Origin of the sequence: Klebsiella sp. 141240, from assembly GCF_050600805.1 — a bacterium.
Classification (GTDB): Bacteria; Pseudomonadota; Gammaproteobacteria; order Enterobacterales; family Enterobacteriaceae; genus Klebsiella; species Klebsiella aerogenes.
This window is the reverse complement of record NZ_JAQIRK010000010.1, coordinates 44,605-57,785: the sequence shown is the minus strand read 5'-3', so window position 1 is coordinate 57,785 and position 13,181 is coordinate 44,605. Positions and strand designations below refer to the sequence as shown.

The window sequence follows — 13,181 nt, the reverse complement described above, 5'->3', positions numbered from 1 at the left end:
GGCGTCAATCACTCGGCGATCTTCTTTTTCGCCGCGCGCTTGGCTTTGGTCGCCGCGGCGATTTTCTGCGTTTTCGCCGACGGCTTTTTCGCTTTCTTCTCGCCTTTCGGTTTGGCTTTAGCTTTCTCTTTTTCCTTACGGAAGGCGCTATCCGGCTCGAAGTTTACCTGCTTGCCAACCTGACGACGACGGCCGCCGCCGTTTTTACCCGGCGCGCCTTTCTTCGCTTTTTCGCGTGCGGTTTTGCCGACATTACGCGGGCCGCGTTCGCTGGAAATCAGGCTGAAATCAATCTTACGCTCATCCATATTGACCGCTTCGACGCGCACTTCCACGCGGTCGCCCAGGCGGTAAGTCTGGCCGCCGGACTCGCCGATCAGCCGCTGCCCTACCTGATCGAAGCGATAGTAGTCATTATCCAGCGAGGAGACATGTACCAGGCCATCGATAAACAGATCGTTCAGGCGGACGAAGAAGCCGAAGCCGGTGACGCTTGCGATCACGCCGGAGAAGGTGTTGCCCACCTGATCCTGCATGAAGTCGCACTTCAGCCAGTCGGACACTTCGCGCGTCGCTTCATCGGCGCGGCGCTCGGTCATCGAGCAGTGCTCGCCCAGTTGCAGCATCTCTTCCATGCTGTAGTGCCAGCCGCCGGTCTCGGTGCTATTGCCTTTATGTCCCTGCTCTTTCGCCAGTAAATACTTAATAGCGCGATGCAGCGACAGGTCAGGATAACGACGGATCGGCGAGGTGAAGTGGGCGTATGACTGCAGCGCCAGGCCGAAGTGGCCGCGGTTTTCCGGATCGTAGACCGCTTGTTTCATGGAACGCAGCAGCATCGTCTGCAGCATTTCCGCATCCGGGCGATCGGCGATGGAAGTCAGTAGCTCAGCGTAATCGCGCGGCTCCGGCTTGTTGCCGCCCGGTAGTTCCAGCCCCAGCTCCGCCAGCACGGTACGGAAAGCGGTAATCGCTTCGGTGCTTGGCTTATCGTGAATACGGAACAGCGCCGGCTCCTGCGCTTTCTCAACGAAACGCGCCGCGGAGATATTCGCCAGGATCATGCACTCTTCAATCAGCTTGTGCGCATCGTTACGCTGAGTCTGTTCAATACGCTCTATACGGCGCTCGGCGTTGAAGATGAATTTAGCTTCTTCACTTTCAAATGAGATACCGCCTCGCTCTTCACGGGCGCCGTCCAGCACCTTGTAGAGGTTATGTAGCTCTTCAATATGCTTCACCAGCGGCGCATAGTGCTCGCGCAGCTCTTGATCGCCCTGCAGCATATGCCAAACCTTGGTGTAGGTCAGACGGGCGTGAGAGCTCATCACCGCTTCATAGAATTTAAAGCCGGTCAGTCGACCTTTTGACGAGATCGTCATTTCGCAGACCATACACAGGCGATCGACCTGCGGATTCAGCGAGCACAGGCCGTTGGACAGCACTTCCGGCAGCATCGGTACGACCTGCGAAGGGAAGTAGACTGACGTCCCGCGGCTGCGCGCTTCGCCGTCCAGCGGCGTACCAGGGCGCACGTAGTAGCTCACGTCGGCGATAGCCACCCATAGACGCCAGCCGCCGCCGCGTTTTTTCTCGCAGTACACCGCGTCATCGAAGTCGCGGGCATCTTCGCCATCAATGGTAACCAGCGGCAGGGAGCGCAAATCAACGCGCCCGGCTTTTGCTTCTTCCGGCACCTGTTCTTTGAGGCCGGAAACCTGTTTTTCCACCGCCGGCGGCCAAACGTAAGGGATCTCATGGGTACGCAGCGCCATATCAACGGCCATGCCGGTGCCCATATTGTCGCCCAGCACTTCAACTATTTTGCCTACCGCCTTGGTACGACGGGTTGGACGCTGGGTCAGCTCGACCACCACCACGTAGCCCATACGCGCGCCCATAATCTCTTCAGGCGGGATAAGGATATCGAAGCTAAGACGGCTGTCGTCCGGCACCACGAAGCCTACACCGGCATCGGTGAAGTAACGGCCGACGATCTGGCTGGTTTTCGGCACCAGAACGCGAACGATGCGCGCTTCTCGACGGCCCTTGCGGTCCGCGCCCAGCGGCTGGGCCAGTACCTGGTCGCCATGAATACACATTTTCATCTGCTCAGATGAAAGATACAGGTCGTCTTTGCGCCCTTCGACGCGTAAAAAGCCGTAGCCGTCGCGGTGGCCAATAACGACGCCTTTGACTAAATCGAGACGCTCCGGCAGCGCATAGCACTGACGACGAGTGAAGACCAACTGGCCGTCACGTTCCATCGCACGCAGGCGGCGACGCAGCGCTTCAGTTTGTTCTTCGCCCTCAATATTTAACTCAATCGCCAGCTCATCACGGCTGGCCGGTTTTTCACGTTTGGTTAAATGTTCGAGGATAAATTCCCGGCTCGGGATTGGATTCGCGTACTTCTCAGCTTCGCGTTCCTGGAATGGGTCTTGTGACATATCGGTTCCTCCGTTGTCATCTCCGATGAAAGTCTGACTGCGTTTTACGCCGCCGCTTTGTGGGTTCTCTTTACGCTGCGGCGCAAATCATTCAGCGCTTTTCTTCCACCAGTAATAATTTATATAGCGGTTGATTCTTTTCAACCAAATCGGCCAGCGTGTAGTTATCCAGTTCCTTCAGGAAACTTTGCGCGGCTTCGGCAAGTGCCTGTTTCAGGCGGCAAGCGGGAGTAATGTGGCAAAATTCGCTGCTGCAATTCACCAGCGATAGCGGCTCCAGATCGCGTACAACATCACCCACGCGAATCATTTTAGCCGGCTTGCCAAGGCGAATCCCCCCATTCTTTCCCCGCACGGCCGTCACGTAGCCAACACGGCTTAACTGATTGATTATTTTGACCATATGATTACGGGAAACGCCATAGACATCCGTCACCTCGGAAATACTGGTCATTCGGTCATCCGGCAACGACGCCATATAAATCAGCGCGCGTAATCCATAATCGGTGAAACTCGTTAACTGCACATCAACCTCAGGGTAAGGGGAAAGCGGTGAATCCGCGGGTATTAACTCTATTGATGATAAACCAGCCAGCGCTCAGGCCGCTAATTTATTTGAAATGGGGCGGGCGAACTGCAAAAACAAGGGCGCCCGAACGGCGCCCCTGGATGATGATTACGCGTCGAACGGGTCGCGCAGAATCATAGTCTCAGTACGGTCAGGACCGGTAGAGATGATATCAACCGGCACGCCGGTCAGCTCTTCAATACGAGCGATGTAGTTCAGCGCTGCCTGCGGCAGGCCGCTGCGCTCTTTCACGCCGAAGGTGGTTTCGGACCAGCCCGGCATGGTTTCGTAGATAGGCTCGATACCTTCCCAGTTGTCGGCAGCCAGCGGAGTGGTGGTCACTTCACGGCCGTCCGGCATACGGTAGCCGACGCAGATTTTCACTTCTTTCAGGCCGTCCAGGACGTCCAGTTTGGTCAGGCAGAAGCCGGACAGGGAGTTAATCTGCACCGCGCGGCGTACCGCAACAGCGTCCAGCCAGCCGGTACGACGACGACGGCCGGTAGTGGCGCCGAATTCGTTACCCTGCTTGCACAGGAACTCGCCGGTTTCATCAAACAGCTCGGTCGGGAACGGACCCGCGCCTACACGAGTAGAGTAAGCTTTGATGATACCCAGAACGTAATCCACATAACGCGGGCCCAGGCCGGAACCGGTCGCCACGCCACCAGCAGTGGTGTTGGAGGAAGTTACATACGGATAGGTACCGTGGTCGATATCCAGCAGCGTGCCCTGCGCGCCTTCGAACATCACGAAGTCGCCGCGCTGACGCGCCTGATCCAGCAGATCGGAAACATCAACGACCATGCCGGTGAGGATGTCGGCAATCGCCATCACATCGTCCAGCACTTTCTGGTAGTCAACCGCTTCTGCTTTATAGAAGTTCACCAACTGGAAGTTGTGATATTCCATCACTTCTTTCAGTTTGTCAGCGAAGGTGGCTTTATCAAACAGGTCGCCAACGCGCAGGCCGCGACGAGCGACTTTATCTTCGTAAGCCGGGCCGATACCGCGACCGGTCGTACCGATAGCTTTCGCACCGCGTGCTTTTTCACGCGCCACGTCCAGCGCAACGTGATAATCGAGAATAAGCGGACAGGCTTCGGACAGCAGCAGACGCTCACGAACAGGGATACCACGGTCTTCCAGACCTTTCATCTCTTTCATCAGCGCAGCCGGAGACAGCACAACACCGTTACCGATGATGCTGGTTACATTCTCGCGGAGAATACCTGATGGAATAAGATGGAGGACGGTTTTTTCACCGTTGATTACGAGAGTATGGCCTGCGTTATGGCCACCCTGGTAGCGCACAACATATTTAGCCCGTTCTGTCAGGAGATCGACGATCTTCCCTTTACCTTCGTCACCCCATTGGGTGCCCAGTACGACGACGTTGTTACCCATTTTTTCAAAATCACCGTTTGCTTAAAAATGGATTCTACCATCGCTTTTTCAGAGTTACAGCACTTTTTGCACTCAAAATGAGGGTAATCCGATTATTTTTTGATCAGCCAATCGATTTCCTCAACATGTAGTAGATGACGATGCCAGCTACCACAAGACCGCCGCCAAAGCGACGCAATAAATTATCCGGCAGTTGGCTCATGGTCGCTACCATCTTGCGCCAGGCGCGGGGATAAAGCAGTGGGCCAAGACCTTCGAGAACTAAAACCAGCGCCAGTGCCAGCCAAATTGTTGCATTCATTATTGATGACCCTTATAGAAAAACAAAACCGCCGCCAGTTTGGCGCCGGTGAGTATTACCGCAAACCCTTTTTCTTTCTTCACATTCTCCGGCATTTCATAGGCAATATGAAACCACTAGCTGAGAGAAAAATCACAATCAATGGCATGAAAAAAGGCGCCTCTTGCAAGGCGCCTTCTGATTTCACACCGACCCGGCTTATTTACGCACGGAATCCGGTGACTTCATGTAACGGAAGAAATCGCTATCCGGGCTGAGAACCATCACGTCCTGGTTGCTCTGGAAGCTCTTCTCGTAAGCACGCAGGCTACGGATAAAGGCATAGAAGCCCGGATCCTGACTGAATGCATCGGCAAACAGTTTTGCCGACTCGGCATCGCCTTCACCGCGCAGGATACGCCCTTGACGCTCTGCTTCCGCCAAAGTCTTGGTCACTTCATAGTCCGCGGTCGCGCGCAGTTTTTCCGCCTCTTCCTGACCTTGTGAACGATGGCGACGAGCAACCGCTTCACGCTCGGCGCGCATACGGTTGTAGATCGCTTCAGACACTTCAGCAGGCAGGTTGATCTGCTTGATACGTACGTCAACGACTTCAATACCCAGCGCCGCCATACTGTTCGGGTTGATCACCTGAACCTTACCGTTAGTTTCAGCTTCTACACGCTCTGCCGCTTTAGCGATAGCGTCATCGGCTGCCGGCGTCGAAACTTCATCTTCTGTACCTGCAGAACCTGAGTTCAGCGCATCACGCACTTCCAGAGTCAAACGACCGCGGGAATCAGTCACGATGTCTTTCACGTCCAGACGACCAATCTCAGAGCGCAAACGGTCAGAGAACTTACGTTTCAGCAGAACTTCGGCCTGGGAGACGTCGCCGCCGCCGGTCGCCAGATAGTAACGACTGAAGTCACTGATGCGCCACTTGATATAGGAGTCGACGATCAGATCTTTCTTCTCTTTGGTAACAAAGCGGTCAGCCTGGTTGTCCATGGTCTGGATACGCGCATCCAGCATTTTCACGGATTCAATAAACGGGATCTTGAAGTGCAGACCCGGCGCATACACCAGCGGCTTATTCTCATCGTCGCGCAGAACTTTGCCGAAGCGCAGCGTAATGCCACGCTCGCCTTCTTTCACCACGAAGACAGACATGTAGAGCACTACCAGCACGACGACAATGATCGCGATAACAGATTTACGCATCGTTATTCCCCCTGACGCTGGTAGTCGTTACGCTGCGCGTTGGCGCGGCGTTGGTCCATAATGGTACCCCCGGTTGAACTCGAGGTTGATGAAGTGCTGGCGCTGCTTGAGCTGGACGCAGGCGGCAGGCGCAGCAGATCGCTTGCGCCACTGCTATCGCTCTTTGCTGGCGCACCAGTGGCGCCTTTCAGCATCTGATCCAACGGCAGAACCATCAGGTTGCCGCCCTTGCTGTCATTAACCAGCACTTTGCGGGTATGGCTCAGCACTTTTTCCATGGTTTCGATATACAGACGCTCGCGGGTAATTTCCGGCGCGGCTTTATATTCCGGCAGGATCTTCGCAAAGCGAGCGACTTCACCCTGCGCTTCCAGTACGGTCTGGGTTTTATACGCACGCGCCTCTTCGAGGATACGCTGCGCCTGACCGTTAGCACGCGGCTGAACTTCGTTGGTATAAGCTTCCGCTTCGCGGATGTACTGCTGCTCGTTCTCACGCGCGGCAATGGCATCATCAAACGCGGCCTTCACCTCTTCCGGCGGACGCGCCGTCTGGAAGTTGACGTCCAGCAGGGTGATACCCATGTTGTACGGACGAATGGTCTCTTCCAGCTCGCGCTGGGTATCGCTACGGATAACGGTACGACCTTCGGTCAGGATACGGTCCATGGTGTACTTACCAATGACGCCACGCAGGGCGCTGTCGGTGGCCTGACGCAGACTATCGTCGGCGCTGGTCACGCTAAACAGGTAGCGCTCCGGATCGGTCACCCGGTACTGTACGTTCATCTCAACGCGCACGACGTTCTCATCGGAAGTCAGCATGACGCCGGACGCTGCCAGTTCGCGAACCGACTCGACGTTCACCGCTTGCACATTATCGACAAAAGTTGGCTTCCAGTTCAGACCTGGCTCAACCAGATGGCTGAACTTGCCAAAGCGTGTCACCACACCACGTTCCGCTTCCTTGATGGTATAGAAACCGCTGGCTGCCCAGATAATCACCGCCGCTGCAGCAACGATGCCGACAATGCGCCCGCCCATCGGGCCACGCGGCCCCTGCGTCACATTACCGCCACCCTGGCCGCCTTTACCGCCGCCGAGACCGCCAAGTTTTTTACTTAACTTGCGGAAGATATCATCCAGATCGGGCGGCCCCTGATCGCGACCGCCTTTGTTGCCATTTCCCTCAGAGTTGCCGCCATTCTTGCTGCTTCCCCACGGGTCGCGGTCCTGTCCGTTATTACCGGGCTGATTCCACGCCATGTATATGCTCCATATTTGTTTTTGATATCCCCACAGGGGTTAATATCTTCAGGCCAGGTCAAACCACGTAGTCGACCAACGCAGGCTCTTGTTTGCAGAGGCGACGCCAGTCCACGATGGGCATGCGCACTTGCAGGCTTACGCTGCCGTCATCCTCCATCCACTCTTTTTCTATCGCCTGAAGCTGATAGAACCGGCTTCTCAGACGACCTTCCTGCGGCGGTAAACGCAGCGTATGCTGCGCCACTTCGCCGGAAAGACGTTCTGTTAACGCCTGAAAAAGCAGTGGTACGCCAATCCCGGTCTGGGCGGAGAGCCAGACCCGAATCGGTTTATTCTCTTCATCCCGATCGATGCGCGGTTCAAAATCGTCAAGCACATCGATTTTGTTCATCACCAGCAATGACGGAATTTCATCGGCCTCGATTTCAGCAAGGACCGTATTTACTGCATCAATATTTTCCTGCACGCGGACATCCGCCGCGTCGATAACGTGCAGCAGCAGCGTCGCCTGACGCGTCTCCTGCAGAGTCGCTTTAAACGCCGCCACCAAATCGTGCGGCAGATGACGAATAAAACCTACGGTGTCTGCCAGTACCGTTTCGCCGACGTCTGTGACGTTAATACGGCGCAGCGTCGGGTCCAGAGTGGCGAACAGTTGGTCCGCGGCATAGACTTCCGCTTCGGTTATCTGGTTGAACAGCGTTGATTTTCCGGCGTTGGTATATCCCACCAGCGAGACGGTAGGGATATCGGCCTTGGCGCGTGACCGCCGACCTTGCTCGCGCTGTTTTTCTACTTTTTCCAGTCGCGACAGGATCTGCATAATACGGTTACGCAGCAATCGACGGTCGGTTTCGAGCTGGGTTTCACCCGGTCCGCGCAAACCAATCCCGCCTTTCTGCCTTTCAAGGTGGGTCCAGCCGCGTACCAGACGCGTGGCCAGATGGCGCAACTGCGCCAGCTCAACCTGCAGTTTCCCTTCGTGGGTACGCGCTCGCTGGGCAAAAATATCTAAAATCAGACCGGTGCGATCGATAACCCGGCATTCGCATAGCTGCTCCAGGTTACGTTCCTGGGCCGGACTCAAGGCATGATCGAACAGCACGACCGAGGCGCCGGTCGCTTTTACGGCTTCCGCAATTTCAACAGCCTTACCTTCACCAACAAAATACTTCGGGTGCGGTGCTTTACGGCTACCGGTAATCACCTGCATTGCTTCGACACCGGCGGAAGAGACCAGGGATTCAAACTCCTGGAGATCCTCCATATCTTTGTCTTGCGAAAAATAGATGTGTACCAGTACCGCCTGCTCACCGGCATCATAACGGTCAAACAAGCGTAAACCCCTTATAAAATACCAGCGGGGAACGCAGAAAACCTGGCTCCCCGACGTGGAAAAACAGCATTAGCCTTATTCGGCGTCGTCGCTGTCTTGCTGCGGCGCAGAAGAACCTTGCGCGCTACCACCGTGGTGATAGTTGCTTGCACCGCCGCCAGCATTATTGCTGTGGTGAGACACCGGACGGGACGGGACAACAGTAGAAATTGCGTGCTTATAGACCATCTGGCTGACCGTGTTCTTCAACAGGATCACGAACTGATCGAAAGACTCAATTTGCCCTTGCAGCTTAATACCATTCACCAAATAAATAGAAACCGGAACACGTTCCCGACGCAAAGCGTTCAGGAACGGATCTTGTAAAGATTGCCCCTTAGCCATTCTCTCTTTTCCTTATATGTATGCTTGTTTTGTACTCAGAACCTTACGATTCTTAAAAAAAATTACGCACGATACCGTTCAATTGTACACGTTCAGTTCTGGCTAGCACCAACAACCTGTAATACTTTGTTGAGCGCTTGTTCAGGTTGCTCACTGTCTAACCAGTGAACATCTTCCCAACCGCGCAGCCAGGTGACCTGACGTTTCGCTAACTGTCTCGTCGCGCAAACACCTCGATAAACCATTTCATCATACGAGACCTCGCCTTCAAGGTATGACCACATCTGGCGGTATCCAACACAACGAATGGAAGGCATATCCGTATGCAAATCTCCACGGGCAAATAGCGCCCGCACTTCTGCTTCAAAACCTGAAGCCAACATCTGATGAAAACGCTGCTCAATGCGTTGATGTAGCAGTTCACGGCTCGCCGGGGCGATGGCGAACTGATGCACCTGATACGGCAGAGCCTCTCCTGACGTTTGCGTCAGTTCCGTTAAAGTTTTACCCGAAATGAAAAAAACTTCCAGTGCTCGGGAAAGTCTTTGCGGATCATTTGGATGAATACGCGCGGCGGCCACGGGATCGATCTCCTGTAACTGCCGGTGCAATGCGTGCCACCCCTGCTCTGCTGCTTGTTGCTCAATTCTGGCCCTGACTGCGGGATCCGCCGAAGGCAGCGGCGATAACCCTTCCAACAACGCTTTGAAATACAACATCGTTCCGCCGACCAGCAGCGGGATGCGCCCGGCGGCGACGATATCCGCCATTTCCGCCAACGCATCGCGACGAAAATCCGCCGCCGAGTAAGACTCTGCCGGATCAAGGATATCCAGCAACCGATGCGGCGCAGCGCTAAGCTCCGCGGCATCGGGTTTGGCCGTACCGATATCCATTCCTCGATAGATGAGGGCGGAATCGACGCTAATCAACTCTACGGGCAAAACTTTACGCAAGGCGATAGCTAATGCGGTTTTACCGGAGGCCGTCGGCCCCATTAAAAAAATTGCCTTAGGCAGGCTCGCCTCAGTTACATCACTCATCTTTCAGGGCTGTCATCGCCGAATGTAAATCAACAGGTTGTAACAGACCACCCGGCGGCGCTTTAATCAGCTGCGGACATAAACGCTCAACGTCCGCCAGCACCGAAATCGCCTGCGCCATACTCCACTGCGCGTGCTCGCTCGTCAGATTACGCGCCGTCCACTGGGCAATGTCGCCGACGTTGAATGCCGTTAGCTGCGCCAGGTAGCCTATCAGTTCAGGAATCAAGATTTGTAAATTTTGTTGTCTTAAGGGTAAAGGCACCGCGCGGACCGTCACGTGCTGGGCATCTGCTTGTAAATCGATGCCCAATTGCGCCAGCGCCGGCTGCGCTTTTTCCAGCGCTTTGCGTTCTGCTTCACTCACTTTAAGACGCAGCGGGATAAGCAGCGGCTGCGCGCAAACCGCTTCCGCGCCCGGCGTTAGCTGCGCCTGACGCAGCCAGCGTTCCGCCACCGGCAGCGCCAGCAACGCCAATGTGCCGCCCCGCTCGAGCAGCGCGCAATCGCCGCCGATAATAGTCAGCACCCGGCCAAAGCTTTGGCCATGGGCCGCCAGACTTTCCGCAGGCGCCGACGCGGCTTGTTTTTTTTCCACCGCCGGGGTTTGCAGCAGTTGACGATAAAGCGCCCCTTGCTGTTTTTGATAACCCGGCTGGGCGTGCGGCCAGCTGGCGCCGCCTGCGCTATAGCCGCCGGCGGCGGCAGGTTCGCGCGGCGCGCGAGTATCATAACCCGCCGCCGGTTCCCGGGCCGGCGATGGGCGAGCGAAATGGTTCGCGCCCGCCGCCACGCGGTTTTCCGGCACCTGCCGCGGCGCTGGCGCTTCGTCCTCTGCCACCAGCGGCGCATCAAGCTGCTGCTGCAGCACGCTCAGTACGCCCTGGTAGATAAAATCATGCACCAGCCGTGATTGATGGAAACGCACTTCGTGCTTCGCCGGATGCACGTTGACATCAACCTGATGCGGGTCAATCTCCAGATACAGTACAAACGCCGGCTGCTGGTCAGCGCCCAGCTTGTCTTCGCAGGCCTGGCGAATGGCATGGTTGATAAGCCGGTCGCGCATCATACGCCCGTTGACGTAACAATACTGGATTTCCGCTAGTGCCGGATTGGTATGCAATGGATCGGCGACCCAGCCGCGCAGTGTCAAATCGCCATGCTGCCACTCAATGGCCAACGCATGTTCCAGAAACGCCGCGCCGCAAATCGAGCCGAGGCGACGTTCACGCGGGCCGCCTTCCGCCACTGCGCGATACTGGCGCATCATTTTGCCGTTATGGCTGAGATTAATCGTTACATCGAAACGCGCCAGCGCGATGCGGCGGACGATTTCATCAATATGATTAAACTCGGTTTTTTCGGTACGCATGAACTTGCGCCGCGCGGGGGTGTTGTAAAACAGATCCAGGACTTCCAGCGTGGTGCCTATCGGATGCGCCGCCGGTTTCACCGTCACCGCCTGGTCGCGCCCTTCAGCATAAGCCTGCCATGCCTCGTGCTGCTCCGCGGTACGCGAAGTCAGCGTCAGGCGGGCGACGGAACTGATACTGGCCAGCGCTTCGCCGCGAAAACCAAGACTGATGATCGCCTCAAGGTCATCCAGCGAAGCGATTTTACTGGTGGCGTGACGAGCCAGCGCCAGCGCCAGCTCATCTTTTTTGATCCCACAGCCGTTATCGCGAATACGGATAAGCTTCGCGCCGCCGCGTTCGATATCAATGTCGATACGGGTCGCGCCGGCATCAAGGCTGTTTTCGACCAGCTCTTTAACGACCGACGCCGGACGTTCCACCACCTCGCCAGCGGCAATCTGGTTGGCGAGCTGCGGCGGTAGAACCTGAATCGGCATGACCTTCTCCTTAGTTAATCAACGACCCGCCAGGCGAACTGGCGCTGGCGGTTTGCGCAGCCGTGCCGCGCGGCGCTGATTGCAGCGGGTGCTGCATATAATAGTTACGCAGCCCTTTATAAATCGCCTCTGCAATCTGCTGTTGGTAATCATCGCTACCCAGCAGGCGCTCTTCGCCGTTATTACTGATAAAGCCAGTTTCTACGAGGATCGACGGAATATCCGGCGAGCGCAGAACGCCAAGGCTGGCATGCTCCGGGCGGCGTTTATGCAGATTACCAACCCGCTGGAGCTGGCTGAGTACATCGGTCGCCACATCATAACCGACGCGCTGGGAATGGCCGAACTGTAAATCCAGCACCGCCTGGCTCAGATAAGGATCCGACTGGCTATTCGCCAGCACATCGCCCGCGCCGCCCAGAAGTTCGGATTGTTTCTCATGCTGTTCAAGCCAGCCGGCCATTTCGCTGTTAGCGCGGCGGTTAGAGAGCACCCACACCGATGCGCCAGTCGCATCGCGATTCGGGGCCGCATCGGCATGGATAGAGACCAGGAAATTGGCGTTTTGTTTGCGCGCCACGTCCGAACGCCCCATGACCGAGATGAAGTAGTCGCCGTTGCGGGTCAGCACCGGTTTAAACTGCGGATCGTTGTTGAGCAACGCCCGTAGCTTATGGGCGATAGCAATCGTGACGTTTTTCTCTTTGGTGCCGCCCGGTCCGATAGCGCCAGGATCCTGGCCGCCGTGACCGGCATCAATAGCGATAATTATTTTTTCGTCAGATGAGACGGTACGCGCCGCCGGTCGGCTGATGGTCTGGTTGTTAGTCATCGCCGGCTGACTGCTGGTGACCACCGTGGTTCTATCGCTACCAGAGTTTTTAAACGGATTGCGCGGCGGCTCGCTCGGACGCGGCGCCACTACCGGCGCTTCGACCCGTTTCGCTACCACTGGCGGCGGCGGAGGGGGCGGCGGCACATCGGCGTTAATGGTAAAGACGACGGTATAGTTGGCGCCGTTTTGCTGCTTCGCCGCCCGCGTTTTACCATCTTCCGTCAGATCGACCAACAGACGCAGAGATTGCGTATCCTGAGGCGAGCCAGAGCGAATGCTTTTGACCAGATTATTACCGCTAAACTGCAGCGGCAGCCCCTGAAGCACGCCGGTTTGTTTGATATCCAACGCCACCACGCGCTTACCTTGCGGGGTGAAGGAATATTCGGGGTCGCCGACAAAACTTAGCGTGATGCGGGCCTGCCGATCGCCGTTTGAGACCTGGATATCGGATAAACTTGCCGCGGACGCCTGAGTGCCGAACAGCATCAGAGCGGCGGCCAGCCAACTGGTTATACGATACTTCATCCC

Annotated in this window: 11 protein-coding genes; all 11 read right to left on the bottom strand. The window is 56.2% G+C overall.

The genetic code is table 11. The annotated features are described in order from the left end of the window. Positions 1-8: 8 nt before the first annotated feature. The 11 genes from rnr to amiB all read right to left on the bottom strand — a co-directional run bounded on the left by rnr (position 9) and on the right by amiB (position 13,178). Positions 9-2,450, bottom strand: coding sequence for a ribonuclease R (gene rnr, locus PGQ95_RS17420; protein WP_045396877.1), 2,442 nt, complete (start codon positions 2,448-2,450; stop codon positions 9-11). Between the two features lie 91 nt (positions 2,451-2,541). Further along, complete coding sequence (gene nsrR / locus PGQ95_RS17415; RefSeq protein WP_045379682.1) at positions 2,542-2,976, bottom strand: nitric oxide-sensing transcriptional repressor NsrR; 435 nt, start codon at positions 2,974-2,976, stop codon at positions 2,542-2,544. Positions 2,977-3,126: 150 nt separating this feature from the next. Beyond that, on the bottom strand, positions 3,127-4,425 hold the full coding sequence (locus tag PGQ95_RS17410; RefSeq protein WP_087858289.1) for an adenylosuccinate synthase: 1,299 nt from the start codon (positions 4,423-4,425) through the stop codon (positions 3,127-3,129). Between the two features lie 103 nt (positions 4,426-4,528). Further along, the gene (locus PGQ95_RS17405) at positions 4,529-4,726 is read right to left on the bottom strand and encodes a DUF2065 domain-containing protein (protein ID WP_015368629.1); all 198 of its coding nucleotides are present in this window, start codon (positions 4,724-4,726) and stop codon (positions 4,529-4,531) included. A 198-nt stretch (positions 4,727-4,924) separates the two neighbouring features. Then, the gene (hflC, locus tag PGQ95_RS17400; RefSeq protein ID WP_015368630.1) at positions 4,925-5,929 is read right to left on the bottom strand and encodes a protease modulator HflC; all 1,005 of its coding nucleotides are present in this window, start codon (positions 5,927-5,929) and stop codon (positions 4,925-4,927) included. A gap of 2 nt (positions 5,930-5,931) precedes the next feature. Continuing rightward, complete coding sequence (gene hflK / locus PGQ95_RS17395) at positions 5,932-7,194, bottom strand: FtsH protease activity modulator HflK (RefSeq protein ID WP_015368631.1); 1,263 nt, start codon at positions 7,192-7,194, stop codon at positions 5,932-5,934. Between the two features lie 58 nt (positions 7,195-7,252). Further along, positions 7,253-8,533, bottom strand: coding sequence for a ribosome rescue GTPase HflX (gene hflX / locus PGQ95_RS17390; protein WP_032713510.1), 1,281 nt, complete (start codon positions 8,531-8,533; stop codon positions 7,253-7,255). 75 nt (positions 8,534-8,608) lie between these two features. After that, positions 8,609-8,917, bottom strand: a complete 309-nt coding sequence (gene hfq, locus PGQ95_RS17385; protein WP_045396870.1) for an RNA chaperone Hfq — start codon at positions 8,915-8,917, stop codon at positions 8,609-8,611. Positions 8,918-9,009: 92 nt separating this feature from the next. Continuing rightward, the gene (gene miaA / locus PGQ95_RS17380; RefSeq protein ID WP_087858288.1) at positions 9,010-9,960 is read right to left on the bottom strand and encodes a tRNA (adenosine(37)-N6)-dimethylallyltransferase MiaA; all 951 of its coding nucleotides are present in this window, start codon (positions 9,958-9,960) and stop codon (positions 9,010-9,012) included. Beyond that, positions 9,953-11,815 carry a DNA mismatch repair endonuclease MutL gene (gene mutL / locus PGQ95_RS17375; RefSeq protein ID WP_430918848.1) on the bottom strand — a complete coding sequence of 621 codons (1,863 nt, stop codon included), beginning with the start codon at positions 11,813-11,815 and terminating at the stop codon, positions 9,953-9,955. The genes miaA and mutL overlap by 8 nt, the downstream gene beginning before the upstream one ends. 10 nt (positions 11,816-11,825) lie before the next feature. Continuing rightward, positions 11,826-13,178, bottom strand: a complete 1,353-nt coding sequence (gene amiB, locus PGQ95_RS17370; RefSeq protein WP_113374744.1) for an N-acetylmuramoyl-L-alanine amidase AmiB — start codon at positions 13,176-13,178, stop codon at positions 11,826-11,828. Between the last annotated feature and the right edge of the window lie 3 nt (positions 13,179-13,181).

What these genes read in the sequence shown, in the direction of transcription:
- rnr (WP_045396877.1), bottom strand. Translation starts at nt 2,450, where the DNA reads ATGTCACAAGACCCATTCCAGGAACGCGAAGCTGAGAAGTACGCGAAT.
- PGQ95_RS17410 (WP_087858289.1), bottom strand. Translation starts at nt 4,425, where the DNA reads ATGGGTAACAACGTCGTCGTACTGGGCACCCAATGGGGTGACGAAGGT.
- PGQ95_RS17405 (WP_015368629.1), bottom strand. Translation starts at nt 4,726, where the DNA reads ATGAATGCAACAATTTGGCTGGCACTGGCGCTGGTTTTAGTTCTCGAA.
- hflC (WP_015368630.1), bottom strand. Translation starts at nt 5,929, where the DNA reads ATGCGTAAATCTGTTATCGCGATCATTGTCGTCGTGCTGGTAGTGCTC.
- hflK (WP_015368631.1), bottom strand. Translation starts at nt 7,194, where the DNA reads ATGGCGTGGAATCAGCCCGGTAATAACGGACAGGACCGCGACCCGTGG.
- hfq (WP_045396870.1), bottom strand. Translation starts at nt 8,917, where the DNA reads ATGGCTAAGGGGCAATCTTTACAAGATCCGTTCCTGAACGCTTTGCGT.
- miaA (WP_087858288.1), bottom strand. Translation starts at nt 9,960, where the DNA reads ATGAGTGATGTAACTGAGGCGAGCCTGCCTAAGGCAATTTTTTTAATG.
- mutL (WP_430918848.1), bottom strand. Translation starts at nt 11,815, where the DNA reads ATGCCGATTCAGGTTCTACCGCCGCAGCTCGCCAACCAGATTGCCGCT.
- amiB (WP_113374744.1), bottom strand. Translation starts at nt 13,178, where the DNA reads ATGAAGTATCGTATAACCAGTTGGCTGGCCGCCGCTCTGATGCTGTTC.